This is a genomic window from Paenibacillus sp. TSM33 (assembly GCF_056099025.1).
In genome coordinates this window covers 932,843-948,035 of the sequence record NZ_JBLZXB010000010.1, presented here as the reverse complement: position 1 = coordinate 948,035, position 15,193 = coordinate 932,843, and the positions used below count along the sequence as shown (strand labels likewise).

At 42.2% G+C, this 15,193-nt stretch carries 18 protein-coding genes; 5 read left to right on the top strand and 13 right to left on the bottom strand.

The window, feature by feature from the left end; genetic code table 11:
• The first annotated feature begins 234 nt into the window (after positions 1–234).
• Entirely contained in the window at positions 235–669 is a 435-nt protein-coding gene (locus ACN6NF_RS08335; RefSeq protein WP_474316767.1) for an N-acetyltransferase, read from the top strand.
• Positions 670–777: 108 nt separating this feature from the next.
• On the opposite strand, the gene ACN6NF_RS08330 is transcribed toward ACN6NF_RS08335, so the two are convergent.
• Positions 778–1,287, bottom strand: a complete 510-nt coding sequence (locus tag ACN6NF_RS08330) for a GNAT family N-acetyltransferase (RefSeq protein ID WP_474316765.1) — start codon at positions 1,285–1,287, stop codon at positions 778–780.
• Between the two features lie 71 nt (positions 1,288–1,358).
• On the bottom strand, positions 1,359–1,874 hold the full coding sequence (locus ACN6NF_RS08325) for a hypothetical protein (RefSeq protein WP_474316763.1): 516 nt from the start codon (positions 1,872–1,874) through the stop codon (positions 1,359–1,361).
• A 299-nt stretch (positions 1,875–2,173) separates the two neighbouring features.
• Here ACN6NF_RS08325 and ACN6NF_RS08320 point away from each other — a divergent pair, with 299 nt between their 5' ends.
• Both ACN6NF_RS08320 and ACN6NF_RS08315 read left to right on the top strand, forming a co-directional pair.
• Positions 2,174–2,668 carry a hypothetical protein gene (locus ACN6NF_RS08320; protein WP_474316761.1) on the top strand — a complete coding sequence of 165 codons (495 nt, stop codon included), beginning with the start codon at positions 2,174–2,176 and terminating at the stop codon, positions 2,666–2,668.
• Positions 2,669–3,006: 338 nt separating this feature from the next.
• Positions 3,007–3,507: a hypothetical protein gene (locus ACN6NF_RS08315; protein WP_474316758.1), complete on the top strand. Its 501-nt coding sequence runs from the start codon at positions 3,007–3,009 to the stop codon at positions 3,505–3,507.
• A 201-nt stretch (positions 3,508–3,708) separates the two neighbouring features.
• On the opposite strand, the gene nspC is transcribed toward ACN6NF_RS08315, so the two are convergent.
• The 7 genes from nspC to ACN6NF_RS08280 form a co-directional block, all read right to left on the bottom strand.
• A complete protein-coding gene (gene nspC, locus ACN6NF_RS08310; protein WP_013370431.1) occupies positions 3,709–4,848 on the bottom strand; it encodes a carboxynorspermidine decarboxylase in 1,140 nt (379 codons plus the stop codon).
• Between the two features lie 8 nt (positions 4,849–4,856).
• On the bottom strand, positions 4,857–6,056 hold the full coding sequence (locus ACN6NF_RS08305) for a saccharopine dehydrogenase family protein (RefSeq protein ID WP_013370430.1): 1,200 nt from the start codon (positions 6,054–6,056) through the stop codon (positions 4,857–4,859).
• 313 nt (positions 6,057–6,369) lie between these two features.
• Positions 6,370–6,630 carry a bacteriocin immunity protein gene (locus tag ACN6NF_RS08300; protein WP_474316754.1) on the bottom strand — a complete coding sequence of 87 codons (261 nt, stop codon included), beginning with the start codon at positions 6,628–6,630 and terminating at the stop codon, positions 6,370–6,372.
• Positions 6,631–6,785: 155 nt separating this feature from the next.
• Positions 6,786–8,666, bottom strand: coding sequence for a molecular chaperone HtpG (gene htpG, locus ACN6NF_RS08295; protein WP_474316752.1), 1,881 nt, complete (start codon positions 8,664–8,666; stop codon positions 6,786–6,788).
• A 181-nt stretch (positions 8,667–8,847) separates the two neighbouring features.
• Entirely contained in the window at positions 8,848–9,471 is a 624-nt protein-coding gene (locus tag ACN6NF_RS08290; protein WP_474316750.1) for an SMI1/KNR4 family protein, read from the bottom strand.
• Between the two features lie 155 nt (positions 9,472–9,626).
• The gene (locus ACN6NF_RS08285) at positions 9,627–10,940 is read right to left on the bottom strand and encodes a WD40 repeat domain-containing protein (protein ID WP_474316748.1); all 1,314 of its coding nucleotides are present in this window, start codon (positions 10,938–10,940) and stop codon (positions 9,627–9,629) included.
• 55 nt (positions 10,941–10,995) lie between these two features.
• Complete coding sequence (locus tag ACN6NF_RS08280; RefSeq protein ID WP_474316746.1) at positions 10,996–11,469, bottom strand: DUF7716 domain-containing protein; 474 nt, start codon at positions 11,467–11,469, stop codon at positions 10,996–10,998.
• 130 nt (positions 11,470–11,599) lie between these two features.
• On the opposite strand from ACN6NF_RS08280, the gene ACN6NF_RS08275 reads away from it, so the two are divergent.
• Positions 11,600–12,730, top strand: coding sequence for a phosphodiester glycosidase family protein (locus ACN6NF_RS08275; protein WP_474316744.1), 1,131 nt, complete (start codon positions 11,600–11,602; stop codon positions 12,728–12,730).
• Positions 12,731–12,857: 127 nt separating this feature from the next.
• Here ACN6NF_RS08275 and ACN6NF_RS08270 read toward each other — a convergent pair whose 3' ends face one another.
• The 3 genes from ACN6NF_RS08270 to ACN6NF_RS08260 all read right to left on the bottom strand — a co-directional run bounded on the left by ACN6NF_RS08270 (position 12,858) and on the right by ACN6NF_RS08260 (position 13,999).
• Complete coding sequence (locus ACN6NF_RS08270) at positions 12,858–13,304, bottom strand: DUF6386 family protein (protein WP_474316743.1); 447 nt, start codon at positions 13,302–13,304, stop codon at positions 12,858–12,860.
• A gap of 226 nt (positions 13,305–13,530) precedes the next feature.
• Positions 13,531–13,629, bottom strand: coding sequence for a hypothetical protein (locus ACN6NF_RS08265; RefSeq protein ID WP_019686874.1), 99 nt, complete (start codon positions 13,627–13,629; stop codon positions 13,531–13,533).
• Between the two features lie 100 nt (positions 13,630–13,729).
• Positions 13,730–13,999 carry a hypothetical protein gene (locus tag ACN6NF_RS08260; protein WP_474316740.1) on the bottom strand — a complete coding sequence of 90 codons (270 nt, stop codon included), beginning with the start codon at positions 13,997–13,999 and terminating at the stop codon, positions 13,730–13,732.
• Between the two features lie 349 nt (positions 14,000–14,348).
• On the opposite strand from ACN6NF_RS08260, the gene ACN6NF_RS08255 reads away from it, so the two are divergent.
• Complete coding sequence (locus ACN6NF_RS08255; RefSeq protein WP_474316737.1) at positions 14,349–14,687, top strand: helix-turn-helix domain-containing protein; 339 nt, start codon at positions 14,349–14,351, stop codon at positions 14,685–14,687.
• Between the two features lie 166 nt (positions 14,688–14,853).
• Here ACN6NF_RS08255 and ACN6NF_RS08250 read toward each other — a convergent pair whose 3' ends face one another.
• The gene (locus ACN6NF_RS08250; protein ID WP_424993721.1) at positions 14,854–15,123 is read right to left on the bottom strand and encodes a YciI family protein; all 270 of its coding nucleotides are present in this window, start codon (positions 15,121–15,123) and stop codon (positions 14,854–14,856) included.
• Between the last annotated feature and the right edge of the window lie 70 nt (positions 15,124–15,193).

Below are 15,193 nucleotides of genomic sequence, written 5' to 3'. Positions count from 1 at the left end.
ACCAGATATGGTAAGATGAACGCATCAGGAAAGGAGGTGCGTCAACATCAATAATCATATGTTGAGCGTATCCCTTACCCGGTCCGTTATTCTCTAATTTGCAGAGTTGACGGAGGCGCGGGATACGGATCAAGGCTTTAATTAAGCGCCACGGGTAGAAAGACCGTCCACGGACGGTCTTTTTTATTTCAGCATCATACTTTAAGATTACATAATGTGAAAAGAGGCGTTACGATGTCGATTAGACCCGCAAATGTAGAAGAGTTGAAGGAACTGGTAGCCATTTGGCTGGATGCTTCCGTAGAAGCCCATCATTTTATTGCTCCACAGTATTGGACATCTCAAGCTGCCGAGATGGAGAACAAGTACCTTCCCCTCGCTCAGAACTACGTTATCATACAAGATGATCATACGATCGGCGGCTTCGTTTCCATGATGGACGGATACTTGGCTGCTCTGTTTATACGTGTTGATTCTCAAAGAAAAGGCTATGGCAGATTACTATTAGACTGGGTTAAGAAGCAGCATGATAAAATTCAATTAAAAGTGTACCAGTCCAACACGAAAGCATTTAACTTTTATACTAAAAATGGATTTACCATTCAGGCAGAATCAGTGGATGCCGAAACTGATGAGAAGGAATTTGTGATGATATGGACAAAACATTAATGATAATGAAGCACCTCTAGCTTTTTAGAGCAAAGGCTCCGCTTCCGTATCCATACGGAACAAGCAGAGCCTTTTACTTTTATATAACACAACTAACCATATAGTCTCTTATTTAAGCCCATAAACCTCGGTATATAAAATCTCTTTAAACGGAGCAAACGCCGATTCAGACAACGCACCTGGATAGCTCATAATCTGAAGCTGCAGATCTGCCTGTCCTTCTCTTAAAGGGGGCTGTACATATTCAAAATGGTTTAAATGGAACCCCAATCGTTCGTAAAAGCCGATCCTTCTCCGTGACCATTCGTCCACTGGCGGCTCAACCTCCAGCACTACCGGCTGATCAGACTGTGAGACAAATATACTCATGAGCTTTTTGCCTAATCCGCCACCTCGTATATGGGAATCTACCGCGATATGCTCTACAAACCGAAAATGTTCAAATTCCCAGCCCGCCAAAAAAGCGACTATATTCCCCTGCTCATTTTTTTCAGTGATAATACGATAGCTAGGATGTTTCAATAAAGCCTTTTGGGACTCAAACGTCCTGCATTCTGATGCTGGAAAAGAAGACTCCATAATCGCATATATTTCAGAAAAATCGTGTTCATTCATCATGTATCCCTAGCTCCTTTACCTCTAAATCCCCCAAATGAAAGGCTGTCTTTTATTAAGAGAAAGAGGGATGATTATATCTTGTTTAATTCCATAAGCGTCAGCAACATATGTTCCAACAACTCTGGAATATCCTCCATCTGATCTTCGTTAATTTGCCTGGAAAATCGGAGTTCAATCCTGTTTTGGTATGTAGATGTCTTCTCTCCGTAAATCTGACTTAATGTCTGTACTGGCCGAAGATCAGGCTTCCAAATGTCGGTCAGTAGATTTTCAATCCGGCTGCATTGTGTCTCCATCTCTCGAATCTTCATATTAAAATACAGCAACAAACTGCATCCCGGCGTTTGCTCTTCTATTTCCAAAATTTCTGCAGCCAGGTTGTTTAAATCCATCTTTAGTTGAAGCTCTGCCGTCACACCTGGCTGTTCTCTCAGACTGAACTGTACGCCAAATTCACGCGACATTACCGACATCTCCAATCTATCGATTCGCTGCGTAATGTTAATACGTGAATCCAAATTATCCAGATCGTAAACCGCATTTTCCATAGCTACTTTTAAATTATCAAAAACGGTCGGGTCGAACATTTTTCTCACCTCCAATTATTGAGTATAACATAGCTTTTGTTACCCCTGAAATAGAATGCCCCTTTTCATGAAAGCATATTAAGATGAGCTTTATAGTATACAGCAAGTTGACTAATTCTTAATGGAAGTTTAGCGAATAAATTTGTAAAAACACATAATTGTGACAAATATATATATATTTTTGTTTATTATTCCATTTTTATTCCAATTTATTGGAATACACTATATAATACTGGATGGGATTAGTAATACATAACATATAAATCCCACAAAAACAAAAGAAGGGAAGAGATTATTAAATGAAAAAGGTAGTTTTTTCTGCACTAGGTCTTGCACTTCTATTAAGCACATCCACCGCCGTTGCATCTGCTCAAGAAGCTCAAGAAGGAGCACCCGCTTTACAAAAGGAATCTATCCAGCTCTTTGGAAATGGGACTGACAGAGAGCCTAATAACTGGTTCGATGAAGCTAGTGAAATACTGGTGGGAGTTGACATCTATGGGGAAATAGGCAAACACATCGATGGAGGTTATGACAATAGCGATTATTATAAGTTTAAAGCCTTTCAGTCTGGTTGGTATCAATTTAATATTCAAGGGGACATATATCCTAATACATGGCTGAGACTTGGTTTGGCTGACAGTAACGGACACTTCATTAGATATGCAAATGATCGTGAATACTCTTTAGGTAAAAATCTTGAAGCTGGCAAATGGTACTACCTGGTCGTAGAAACACCCGGTGCTGAGTTAGGACAATTATTCGACTATAAAGTTACTTCTACTATCAAGTAGATTAAAGGATAAATTGAAGTTAACAAAAAAACGTGTTCCTTCTTTGACAAGGACTATGTTTTACATTTACATTTAGGGGCACCTAATATCTTACGACAAACGCAGCTATATCGTCGTGGAAGCACTGACGGTTTACGTTCATATCTTCTTTGTATATGGATCGTTTGTACCTCTGCATGCTGGAAACTATCACTTTGTAAAAAAATTTTTATATACACTTATATTACTTATTGCATGTACATCCTATATCTATTGAAGAATATATATAATCCAGAAATCATTACTAATATATTTATATAAATGAATATAAATTTCAAAAAAAGAGAGGTATTTTATTCATGAAAAAAACGTTGTTAGCTTCATTAGGTCTTACACTTATTTTGAGTACTTCTGCCAGTGTCGCCTTAGCTGCAGAAGCAGATTCTGTACCAGTTGCAAAGGAATCAACTATTGCCCCTTTACTTGAATATGATGAACAGGAGCCAAATGATACTTTTGAACAAGCTAACTATTATTTTATAGGTGATGGGGTTATTGGAACCCTCGGTGAAGAGAAGCATGGGATGTGGGAAAACTACGATGTATATAAAATAATGGCAGAAAATAACTCAAGAGAAGTTCACTTCACAATTGAGGGACACAGATATCCCGATTCTTGGTTGGAGCTAACCCTCTTCGAAAGTAATGGTCAAAGCATCAAAAGTTCAAAAAATGGTCAATATTTTTTAAATGCAACTCTTGAACAAGGTAAAGATTACTACCTAACCGTCAATGCGTACGGACTTCAACCTGGAGGAAAAATGTTTGACTATAAAGTCTCTTCTGAAGTTGTAAGGTAGGCTAATTAAATTTATGTAACTTTTCAAGTTGTGTATCGTTCTTTAATGCCTGTTGTCGTATTGGATACATGCAACAGACACATATAAAGACTAAAAAATCCTAACTACACCAAAAAGCCTCACCCTTTTTTAAAGGGGCGAGGCTTTTGTAGTTAAGTCATTGCATTCGGCGCATTCAGTTCTTTTACCCCTGTGTAAGTCTTACGACAAACGCGAGCTAAAGTCCTCGTAGGAGAACTGACGGATTACCTTGATGCCTTCTTCGTCATTGTAGCTCGCGATGGCTGGCAGGTTGACTCCGTTAAACATGTGATTTTTAACCATTGTGTAATGGGCCATGTCGCAGAATACAAGCTTGTCTCCCGGCTTCAATGGCTCTTTAAAGGAATAGTCACCAATCACATCTCCAGCCAAGCACGTAAGTCCACCAAGTCTGTAAGTATGTGCATACTCACCAGGCTTACCTGCACCAATGATATTCGGGCGGTAAGGCATAGCCAGCACATCAGGCATATGACATTCAGCCGAAGTATCCAGAATGGCAATATCCATTCCATTTTTCATCGTATCCAGTACAGTCGCAACCAGATAGCCGGTGTTCAGAGCGATAGCTTCGCCTGGCTCAAGATAAACTTGCACACCGTATTTATCCTGAAAATATTGGATACAGCGTACCAGTGTGTCCAGATCATAGTCTTCTCTGGTAATATGGTGACCGCCGCCAAAATTGAGCCATTTCATTTGCTTAATGTATGGCCCAAATTTCTCATCCACGACTTTAATGGTGCGCTCCAGCGTATCTGAATTCTGTTCACACATCGTATGAAAATGAATACCGTCCACGCCATCCAGATCCTCAGGTCTAAAGTTAGCCAGAGTCACACCCATTCTGGAGTTGTTGTAGCAAGGATCATACAGCGGAGTTTCGATTTCCGAATATTCCGGATTTACTCGAATGCCGATGTCGATTTTTTTGGAAGTTACGCCTTGCACTCTGCTTTTGAAGCGATTCAGTTGATCAAAGGAGTTGAAAACAATATGGTCAACATACTCCAATAGCTCATCAAATTCACTGTCAACATAAGCAGGTGCGTATACGTGAACCTCCTTGTCCATTTTCTCGCGACCGAGTCTTGCCTCGAACAACGAACTGGAGGTTACGCCTTTTAAGTATTTGCCAACCAGAGGAAAGGTCGAAAACATCGAGAACCCCTTAAGAGCGAGCAGAATACTGCAGCCTGTCCGCTCTTGTACAGAATTCAAAACCTCAAGGTTTTTGACAAGAAGTCTTTCGTCAACAAGATAACAAGGTGATGGGAGCCCAGTAATATCAATATTCATCACAGACCTCAATCAAGCAACGTTGGCGAAAAGTTCTCTTGCCATGGCAATCCGTGTTTATTTAGTGCTTCCATGAATGGATCTGGATCAAATTCTTCAACGTTGTAAACGCCTGGTTTTTTCCAGAGACCTTTGATGATGAGCATTGCACCGATCATAGCCGGAACACCTGTTGTGTAAGAAATGGCTTGGGAGCCAACCTCTGCATAACATTCCTCATGATCACAAACGTTGTAAACATAATAGGTTTTTGGCTTTCCATCTTTCACGCCTTGGATGATGCAGCCAATGTTTGTTTTGCCCTTTGTTCTTGGTCCCAGAGAAGCTGGGTCCGGCAAAATAGCTTTCAGGAATTGCAGTGGAATGATTTGTTGTCCTTCATAATCAATAGGCTCAATCGAAGTCATGCCTACGTTTTGAAGTACGTTCAAATGATTCAGATAATTGTCCGAGAACGTCATCCAGAAGCGGATTTTTTTCACGCCTTTAATATTCACTGCAAGAGATTCCAGTTCTTCATGGTACAAAAGATATATATTTTTCGGTCCAATTTCAGGAAGATCGTATACTTTTTTCTCAGAAAGTGGCTCAGTTTCAATCCATTCTCCGTTTTCAAAGTAACGGCCTTTCGCCGTAATTTCGCGAATATTGATTTCCGGATTAAAGTTAGTTGCAAAAGGATATCCGTGGTCCCCTGCATTCGCATCCACAATATCAATTGTATGAATTTCATCAAAATAGTGCTTTTGAGCATAAGCCGTAAATACTCCAGTCACGCCTGGATCAAAACCGCTGCCCAGCAGAGCTGTAATACCTGCTTTTTCGAATCTTTCTTTGTAGGCCCATTGCCAGCTGTATTCAAACTTCGGCGTATCCGGCGGTTCATAGTTCGCCGTATCAACGTAATGAACACCTGTCTCAAGGCAAGCATCCATTATCGTCAAATCCTGATAAGGGAGAGCCACATTGATAACTACATCCGGTTGAAAGCTTCGAATCAAGTCAATGACCATGTCGGTGTTGTCAGCATCAAGCTGAGCCGTTTGGATCTTCGTACGACCTCCACCCAGCTTCTCTTTAAGCGCATCGCATTTTTCAACAGTTCTGCTTGCGATACAAATTTCTTCAAATACATCTGGGTTTTGGCAACATTTATGCACCACAACGCTGGCCACGCCACCGGCGCCAATAATCAATGCTTTTCCCAAAATAAATAACCTCCTTATTCCATACGCTAATCGCTAATCATTCTTGCAAACAAAATGATTATAAAGACATCCCACCAAATAATCAAGAAAAACGACAATTTGCTGTGTCAAAATTCACAGGAGTATGTCACAAAAACTTTACAAACCCCAAAATTAGGCATAAATTCTCCGGAAAGCGAGCAGAAAGCAAACATTTCCCCATACATTCAAGGAATCCAGCACACCTTTAGTAGAAGTTTTCTTGAATATAATACATATGGCTTAAAGAAATCATATTATCTTATTTTTAAACAAAATACCACCCCTTCCCGTCCTATGATGAAGATTCATGGGGTGGTAAAATAATGGGCTGATAACGTAATGCTTCATCTACAATCTCTGCCGCACTCAAATTACGATCATCCCAGTAGATTAAATCACCAATTCCTGGATGAGGTGTATTTTGCATGACTACGGTTAGCATGCTGTCGAGTACCTCCTCCGTTCCCTCACCTCTGATGATTTTTTCCACCAACTGTATAAGCTCACTTCGACTTAAATTTTGGGGGTTCAATGGATCTCGATCCAGACTCATACAATCGCCCTCCTAGGTATTAATTAGTCGGCATAGTGCAGGGCCTTATGCTTCTACTGTAAGCGCTATACAACCTCTTATGCAGCTTTAAGAAGTGTCATAATAAATAAAGCCGCCCCCGATACGGGAACGGCTCTATATCGTAATAAAGCATATTAAATCATGATTTTGCAAATATCGTTTGTGAATTCAACCGGATCTTGCAGCGGCAAGCCCTCGATCAGCAAAGCCTGATTATACAGCAATGCCGTGTAGAGGTTCACTTTCTCCTTATCCTCGGCAAAGGCTTCTTTCAAAGAGTTGAATACCGCATGGTTTACGTTAATTTCCAGCACTTTATTCGCTTTAACATCGGCGTTATTCGGCATGGCGTTCAGAATTTTCTCCATCTCAATGGTTACTTCGCCGTCAGCGGACAGACATACCGGGTGTGTCTTCAAGCGCTTGGAGGCTTTAACACTGGATACTTTGCCTTCCAGCAAGCCCTTCATGTACTCAAACAACTCCTTGTTGTCGTTTTGTTCCGCTTCTGTTTCTTTCTCATTTTCGTCAGACTCAATGCCGAGATCGCCACTCGATACGGATTTGAATTCTTTCTCTTTATAGCTTATGAGCATTTTAATAGCGAACTCATCAATATCATCAGTGAAGTATAAGATTTCGTAGCCTTTATCAGCCACCAATTCGGTCTGCGGCAGCTTTTCAATACGCTCGTTGGACTCCCCGGAAGCATAATAAATATACTTTTGATCCTCTGGCATACGGGATACGTATTCATCCAAAGTAACCTGCTTTTTCTCTGTAGAGGAGTAAAACATAAGCAGATCCTGAAGAGTTTCTTTATGTCTGCCGTAATCGTTGTAGACCCCAAATTTCAATTGTCTGCCAAATGATTTGTAGAATTGATCATATTTCTCCCGATCATTTTTGAGCAGAGTCAACAGCTGGCCTTTGATTTTGCTTTCGATATTTTTGGCAATCAGCTTCAGCTGACGGTCATGCTGCAGCATTTCTCTCGAAATGTTGAGTGACAGGCTTTCGGAGTCAACCATACCTTTCACAAAGCTAAAGTAATCCGGCAGCAGATCAGGAGATTTCTCCATGATCAGCACACCGTTAGCATACAGCTCCAGACCTTTTTCATATTCCTTGGAATAGAAATCAAACGGAATATTTTCAGGAATAAACAAAATCGCTTGGTACACTACCGCGCCGTCTGCGCTGATATGGATGTGCTGAAGCGGCTTGTCGTAGCCATAGCGTTTTTCCGCGTAGAAATTTTGATAATCCTCGTCGGTTAGCTCGCTTTTATTTTTTCTCCAGATGGGCACCATGCTGTTAATACGCTGTTCTTCTTTGTAATCCTCAAACTCGTTGTCGCTTCCTTCTTTCAGACGCTTGCCTGTAACATCCATTTTAATCGGATAGCGGATAAAGTCGGAGTATTTTTTAACAAGTGCTTTTAAACGGTACTCGTCCAAATACTCGTCGTAGGACTCATCCTCGGTGTTTTCCTTGATTTTCAGAACAATCTCGGTTCCGACCTCGTCTTTCTCAGCCGCCTCAATGGTATAACCGTCAGCACCTGTGGATTCCCATTTATAAGCAGTATCGCTTCCCAAAGCCTTGGTCGTTACTGTAACTACATCTGCTACCATGAAAGCTGAATAGAAGCCGACGCCGAATTGACCGATAATGTCGTGACCATCCTTGGACTCATTTTCATTTTTGAATGCCAGTGAGCCACTTTTAGCAATGACGCCCAGGTTATTTTCCAGTTCTTCCTTGGTCATCCCAATCCCGGTATCACGCAGTGTTAGCGTTCTATGATCCTTATCGGCAATTACTTTAATATAATAATTCTCTTTGTCAAAGACCAATTGTTCGTCTGTCAGTGCTTTGTAATAGATTTTGTCAATCGCATCACTTGCGTTGGAGATCAGCTCTCTAAGAAAAATTTCCTTTTGCGTGTAAATCGAGTTAATCATCATTTCGAGCAAACGCTTGGACTCAGCCTGAAACTGTTTTTTCTCCATTCGGATATCTCCTTTCAAATATAAACCTATGTAAGGCCAGCGGATAAGAGCTATGCAAACGATTCAACTTTGTTAGCACTCCCACCATTCGAGTGCTAGCCTACCTTTTTTATAACATTCCTCATTTTTTATGTCAATATCTCGGTTAATCTGCACAGTAAAATTCCATTTCAGGGAATCGTTAGTGCCTGATTTGCTTAAACATAACGTTAAACATTTCGACAGTGGATGGAAACAGCCCCTGCACATGGGGAAGCAGATTACTCCTAATCTGTAGCTCATCCTCATCCAAATGCCGGAGATCTTCATGAAAGAACCAGACAATAGGATAATCGCCGTCCTTATGTCTGCTGCCTACATTTAAACATACAGGGCCCTGATCGTCTTCTGCAATTGCAAATGGAATATAGCCTGCTGACAGCAAAGGTGACCATTGATCGATCAAATCACAAAATGCCTTTAAGCCTTGACCTACTGGCAAACGTGGAAACTCTACAAACGTACAATCACTCCAGTATACTCCCGGAATAGATTCATTATCGAATTGTAAAGATACATAATGGTAGGACATGATAAAATTCCTCAACAGAGGCGGCAGCTCAAAATGATATTTTTCTTCCATCTCCCGAACTTCCTGTTCTGTAATCCGTGAAGGAAGAGGCTTCCACTTAATCCACCCCTCCTCATCGACGTCCCCGTCACGCATCTCGAACGGTACATTTTCTTCCACATCCATAAAAAAGGCTTCATCCATCTGTGCAAATAACTCCTTCATGGATGTGCGAATATCCGCTTTCTTGTCCATGTCCTCACATCTCTTTCTTTTTATTCGCATTTTGCATCATAGGTGTATGCCTCATGCGTCTTTATATGAAAATAGCATTGCAATCATATACCACTACTCTTTTTATATTCAGCTTATCAGAACTTGCTTTTTTCACCATTTGCGGAATATTAGTATTACCAGCGCAATGGCTCATAACTACGCCAGAGCAACCAACGCTCTGTCTCGTGAATTGGAGCAGTGCCAATGCTATATTCATCCTTTGAGCCACTCTGCAAATCAATCAAATGAAGCATACCTCCATACGTTCCAACTGCCAACATACCTTCATCGTATGTAACTGCCAGCCCGGCTATCGTACTGCCGACAAAATAGCGCCAAAGTTCACGCCCCTCTCTATCAATAAAACGGACATATCCGTAGGCATCACCTAGAATAGATCCTTGTGTCAGCGCTGCTGCAGCGTATACTCGCATTTCTTCATTCATCATCGGCCATTCTTCCCTATTTAGAGCAAGACCCTGCTCCACTTCAGCAATCGGCACCTGAATGGTGGCACCGTTGTAGAAATGACAGGCATTGTACCAGACATCCAGACCATCTTTGGAAAATAGAGCATAATGCGGATAGCTGGAGCCTGGCTCCAATGTATGCACCGTCTTATCAGTTAAGTCCATGAGCAAATGCTCGCTCATCTGGCTGCCATAAGCGATCCAGCGTCCATCCTTCGACACAGCTCCATGCGCCATATCCACAATCGTGTCTTCCAACCCCAATTCTCTTCGTTCAGACGCCTTGGGATGGATCAAATCCACCTGATCACCAGCCAGCAAATAAACGCCGTAACCGCAAACCAGAAGAATGCGCTGCCCATCGCCAAACGGAATCACTTCATCTAATATATCCTCAGGGTGCTCCTCATCTGCCAAGCATTCCAAGTCAGGAATAGACGCTTTTAAGCAGGCTTGTATATCCTTCCACTGAAAAAACGCTGTCTCTTCCCCTTGTAAATTTCGGTCCGGTTGTCGAACAATCCGAATCCCATTCCCATCCACCAACGCAAAATAACTCCCGTCCGGCGAACAACCTACTCGGTGCATTCCGGGGATTTGCCTGGTTCCATCTTTTCCCGTCACATAGATCTTACCGCGTTCCCGAGGGTTACCTGCATGTAGAATGACTTCATTGTCTTCATTTATAAAAGCTATTGGCCTAACGGCTTGCAAGGCTTCCTCAAACACTGGTGTAAGCGGCCAGGATGCAGCCGGAATCTCCCGGCGTAACCGCTCTGTTTCTCCAGCCTGATTCGCCGCCTGAATCATACGAAAAATATCTTTGGCCAGCTTAGAGCGTTCGTCCTGCTTTGGCTCTGACTGCTCCTGCTGCCACTGGCTTGCCATACCAATTCTGACAAATTCGTTCATATCTGTAGCATACCTTTTTCCTTCCTGTCGCCACTCTGCTGCTATTTCATGATTCAACCAACTCATTCTGCTCCCCCATCCCAGTCGTCTATGTATGCCCCGTTTATTCTACAGGCTTTATTCATTCTGTTAGGTAATTTCTCACCTTCGTCAACACAGACCACAGGTCTGTCACTGCTTTTACCTCCTCATAGTCCAGGTAGGCATCGTGCTTTTCGTAATATTTGACCGCCACAATCACCATCTGAATCGTCACTGGCTGTCTAGCAGCCTTAAGAACTTCCACAATACTTTCAAAGGTGGCCAGCTCAAACCAAGTTTGAACCTGACGATCTGATATCCATATGGGAATATACTCGTCCTGTTCGTTGGTTGCAGCCGTACCGTCCTCTGCACATTCCTCCAGCCAATGCTCATCCAGATAATAAATCGGTGTATGAACAGGGTCCTGATCCCATTGATCCACATTCACATATAACCAGTTATTATGCAGTTGTCCCACGCAGCGCACCAATTCCTGCAATCCATGAAATACACGATAAGACAGGCGTTCCCTACGACGGTAATCTTCAAGTCTTTTCTCATACCTGCTCATCTCCAGCACACCCCGTTTCTATATCAGTCCACACTTAATTCGCGTAACATACATTTATTACTCATAAAACCCGATATAAGTACAAGCACCTCGTCAATAGTTAAGACTACATAAGGAGATTGATCTATTCATGAAAAGAATCACCGCACTTATTATTCTGTCTATGCTCTTACTTGTAACTCCGATCTACGCTGCTGCACCAGCACCTATGCTGGTTTATGTGGATCAGAATAACCACTCCTTCATCCCGCTTCGTCTCCTGAATAGCTATGAAGGGATCACGCTCAACCTGAACCCAGCAGACAAAAAAATAGAAATTGCGCAAGGCAATACCCGGCTTACATTATTTACGGGACAATCTACTGCTAAAGTGAATGATCAAACGGTTCGTATGCAAAATGCACCTTTTACCGACAACGGCGCTACCTATGTACCCTTACAGTTCATCAGCCAACATCTAAATCTGCAAGTCTTATGGCTAAAAGAAAACTCAGCTGTGCGTATTACGCAAGGTGCAACGTCTGTTACGCTTCCGGTACTTACTGGCAAGCTACCCGGAAGCACTACCCCCATCACGACAGCTCATAAAAGCTTCAAGGTTGGATCTCGTACCTTTTCCGCTAAGGTGGTCATCATCTCCATGCTCCATCCCAAGGTGAGTTTAGACGTAGCACTGGCAGGTGATACCCTTGGTAAAGTGGAGAACTTAAGCAGTCTTGCCAAACGCAATCAAGCGGTTGTAGCCATGAATGGCACATTCTTTGACGCCTATACCAAAAGCTCCTACAAGACACCTTACGGCTATCTGGTCAGCCATGGCAAGATGTTGAAAAAAAGCTCCGGCGATCAACGCACTGTCTTCACCTACGATGCTAACCATTTAGCCGAGCTTGTGTCGGGCTCTGCCTTTGAACAACGGTTAACCCAAGGTAGCGTCGAAGGTGCTCTTCAAGCTGGACCTCGTCTGGTCACGAACGGTCAAGTTTCCCTGAATGTCAAAGCAGAAGGCTTCAAGGACCCTAAAATATTAACAGGCGGGGGCGCCCGCAGCGCACTTGGAATTACTAGGGATCATAAGCTGATCCTCTTGACCACAAGCGGAGCGACCATTCCGCAGCTCGCCCAAATGATGAAGCAGGCTGGCGCTTATCAGGCCATGAATCTGGATGGCGGTGCTTCCAGCGGACTGTACTACAACGGCTCTTATCTCACTACACCCGGCCGCCAAATCAGCAACGCCATTATTGTAAAGTATCAATAGACGAATAAAGGCTGTCTTCACGGATATGCAAGCCGTGGGATAGCTTTTTCCTTTTTCCCAGTCTCGGTTAATCGGCTTCCACCTGTTCGAGTAGCTTGTCTGATCCGTTACGGGTTGATCGGGCAACCTACAATCGAATCAGACTGGTAAAGCTATTGCTGCCTTCGCTTCCTTTTTTTAAAGAAAGATAAATACGGTTATTTTCTCTGCTGGCCAAGCATTCATAAAGTCCAGGTTGCACAGACAGGAATGACCCTCCCCATACACAATCAGGTTGCAACTCACCACCTGTGGCTTCCTCTCCTGCGCCAATAAATATGTTCCCTGAGGGAATCTTCAAAAACAGCCGCACCGTCGGCTGCTCAATATGATCTGCTATCACAACCTCATACGTCCCGTCCGCTCCCAAATTCAAAAAAGCAGCGTTTCCCTCATTTAATTCCCCCAGCTCGTCCTCTTCGATGGACCACCAATCCGGCTCATCGTTCAAGCGATGCTTCAGAGCTTGCGTATCAAATAGGCAAAGAGTCGCCGTGTCTGTCGTAAATTGAAATGGGCTGCTTGCCGTGTTCATCATGCGATCCTCCTGATCATGGTCAGCGAATTTCCGTTTTTCCACTTCCTCCGCTATCCGTATTGCTATATTTGAGGGAAATTATCCCTGTATGTAAAGTATAACAATGCTTATAGGGCCAGACAACATACTAGGGCTATCATCCATTCTGCATTAAAAAAGCCCTCCCTCACGCTGTCGTGAAAAAGGGCCACTCTGTGAATTTTAGGCGATCCGAACCCTGCTGTTAGATCAGAAAAGATTTGGTGATAATCACCAGCAAAATGAACAATACCAAAATAGCACCTGTGGATGTCCATGCTCCACCGTAACCTACTTGACCCATGTCTAAATCCCTCCTTGCGTTAAAGCTTACTCTCATTGTATGTAGAAAAGCGGATAACGACCGGGCGAATCGGCAAGTTTATTTGCCAAGGAAGGACTATTCAGAAAATGGACTGATACGTCTCGGATGGATCGCTAATCACTCGGGATGACAACTGGCAGAGAATGTCGTCGGTTCTGCACAGCAGCCTGCTCACATCCTTGTGCTTCATCTTTTGAAGAAGTGAAGTTTCTAACTGGGATGAAAGAAATTGAGTGGTGCCTATAAATACGACAACATCCAATCCCGGGTTGGTGTCAGTATGTAATAAATGCAGCAAATCCGCCATGGACAAGCGTCCCGGAGGGAAAATGCTATTAGTTTCTTTCATATATAGAGCTTTTACCATGGAGGTTAACGCCCAGTCACAGAGGATAATACAGCATTGGAATTGGTGATGCCTATGCAGAATTTGAGCTAGTTTCATATGGTATTGGGCTAAGGTGTGAAAATCGATTATGGAATGATGTAGGTGTTGCACGAGTCTGGATGGTTGAGTGGGACTTGGAATATAGGCAGAAGGAGCTTCTTTCATATCTATTCCTCCAGAGAATTTCAAGAATAGTATTATTATACTCCAAAATAATACTTATAGATATCTAAAATATTTATTATATCTAATGTTTAGTGTTTTCATTTAGATATCTTGTCTACACTTTTAGAATAGTGAGGTGTAGACGATGGAAGATAAAGAAGTTCTCAAATTAGTGGGTGCCAGAATACGTGCTTTGCGAAAAGAAAAAGGATTGTCTCAGGAGTCACTTGGAGAAAAAGGCGGGTTCCATTTTTCATACATAGGGCAGATTGAACGTGGAGAAAAAAACGTATCTTTAATAAACATAGCTAAAATTGCTGATGCACTGGATGTTAATTTGATTCAGCTGTTCGCTTATGTAAATGAGGATATTAAGGTTACGAAGCATGAAGAGGGTATACAAGAAATCGTAAACATACTTCAAAAATCAAGTCCAGAGAAAGTACGTTTGGCGAGGAATGTGATACGGGAGATTATCAACTAAGAAGATTCTCAAAAATTGTGAGAGCAATTTCTTGGGAAATAAAAAAAGGACCATACTTTTCATTTTCAGAAAATCATAGTCCTCATTTTTTATTCAATGTCAGAGAGGCACATTAGTTTTTTGTTATGACCTTCTTAGATGGATTATCACTCTTCGCAGATGAAAACTAACGCAACAGCCATTCCTTTATTGTCAATGTAGAAGAACCATTTTGAATGAGCGGATCTAAATTACCAATCTTTGTCGCCTCCTCAAGTGATGCTGCTTTTATTAAATAGGCTCCTCCTGTTCCATCGCTAAATGGACCATACTTTTCAAGTGCTCCCTCTTTTTTTAACTTTTCCAGATGGTCATAGTGCCCTTTGATATCATCAGTATTGAACTTGTTTGTTCGTGTAGTAATTAATAAAAAGTAATTCACTGATTTCCCCTCCATATTTCTCTTGTATTCAAAAATATCTGGCGTTCCTTTAAGAAGATATTACAGCGTTAGCTATTATAATAAA

Excerpts from the sequence above, each read along its gene's own strand:
- ACN6NF_RS08315 (WP_474316758.1), top strand. The coding sequence starts at position 3,007 with ATGAAAAAAACGTTGTTAGCTTCATTAGGTCTTACACTTATTTTGAGT.
- ACN6NF_RS08285 (WP_474316748.1), bottom strand. The coding sequence starts at position 10,940 with ATGAGTTGGTTGAATCATGAAATAGCAGCAGAGTGGCGACAGGAAGGA.
- ACN6NF_RS08265 (WP_019686874.1), bottom strand. The coding sequence starts at position 13,629 with ATGGGTCAAGTAGGTTACGGTGGAGCATGGACATCCACAGGTGCTATT.
- ACN6NF_RS08275 (WP_474316744.1), top strand. The coding sequence starts at position 11,600 with ATGAAAAGAATCACCGCACTTATTATTCTGTCTATGCTCTTACTTGTA.
- ACN6NF_RS08250 (WP_424993721.1), bottom strand. The coding sequence starts at position 15,123 with ATGGAGGGGAAATCAGTGAATTACTTTTTATTAATTACTACACGAACA.
- htpG (WP_474316752.1), bottom strand. The coding sequence starts at position 8,666 with ATGGAGAAAAAACAGTTTCAGGCTGAGTCCAAGCGTTTGCTCGAAATG.
- ACN6NF_RS08280 (WP_474316746.1), bottom strand. The coding sequence starts at position 11,469 with ATGAGCAGGTATGAGAAAAGACTTGAAGATTACCGTCGTAGGGAACGC.
- ACN6NF_RS08290 (WP_474316750.1), bottom strand. The coding sequence starts at position 9,471 with ATGGACAAGAAAGCGGATATTCGCACATCCATGAAGGAGTTATTTGCA.
- ACN6NF_RS08260 (WP_474316740.1), bottom strand. The coding sequence starts at position 13,999 with ATGAAAGAAACTAATAGCATTTTCCCTCCGGGACGCTTGTCCATGGCG.
- ACN6NF_RS08270 (WP_474316743.1), bottom strand. The coding sequence starts at position 13,304 with ATGAACACGGCAAGCAGCCCATTTCAATTTACGACAGACACGGCGACT.
- ACN6NF_RS08335 (WP_474316767.1), top strand. The coding sequence starts at position 235 with ATGTCGATTAGACCCGCAAATGTAGAAGAGTTGAAGGAACTGGTAGCC.
- ACN6NF_RS08255 (WP_474316737.1), top strand. The coding sequence starts at position 14,349 with ATGGAAGATAAAGAAGTTCTCAAATTAGTGGGTGCCAGAATACGTGCT.
- ACN6NF_RS08325 (WP_474316763.1), bottom strand. The coding sequence starts at position 1,874 with ATGTTCGACCCGACCGTTTTTGATAATTTAAAAGTAGCTATGGAAAAT.
- ACN6NF_RS08330 (WP_474316765.1), bottom strand. The coding sequence starts at position 1,287 with ATGATGAATGAACACGATTTTTCTGAAATATATGCGATTATGGAGTCT.
- nspC (WP_013370431.1), bottom strand. The coding sequence starts at position 4,848 with ATGAATATTGATATTACTGGGCTCCCATCACCTTGTTATCTTGTTGAC.
- ACN6NF_RS08300 (WP_474316754.1), bottom strand. The coding sequence starts at position 6,630 with ATGAGTCTGGATCGAGATCCATTGAACCCCCAAAATTTAAGTCGAAGT.
- ACN6NF_RS08320 (WP_474316761.1), top strand. The coding sequence starts at position 2,174 with ATGAAAAAGGTAGTTTTTTCTGCACTAGGTCTTGCACTTCTATTAAGC.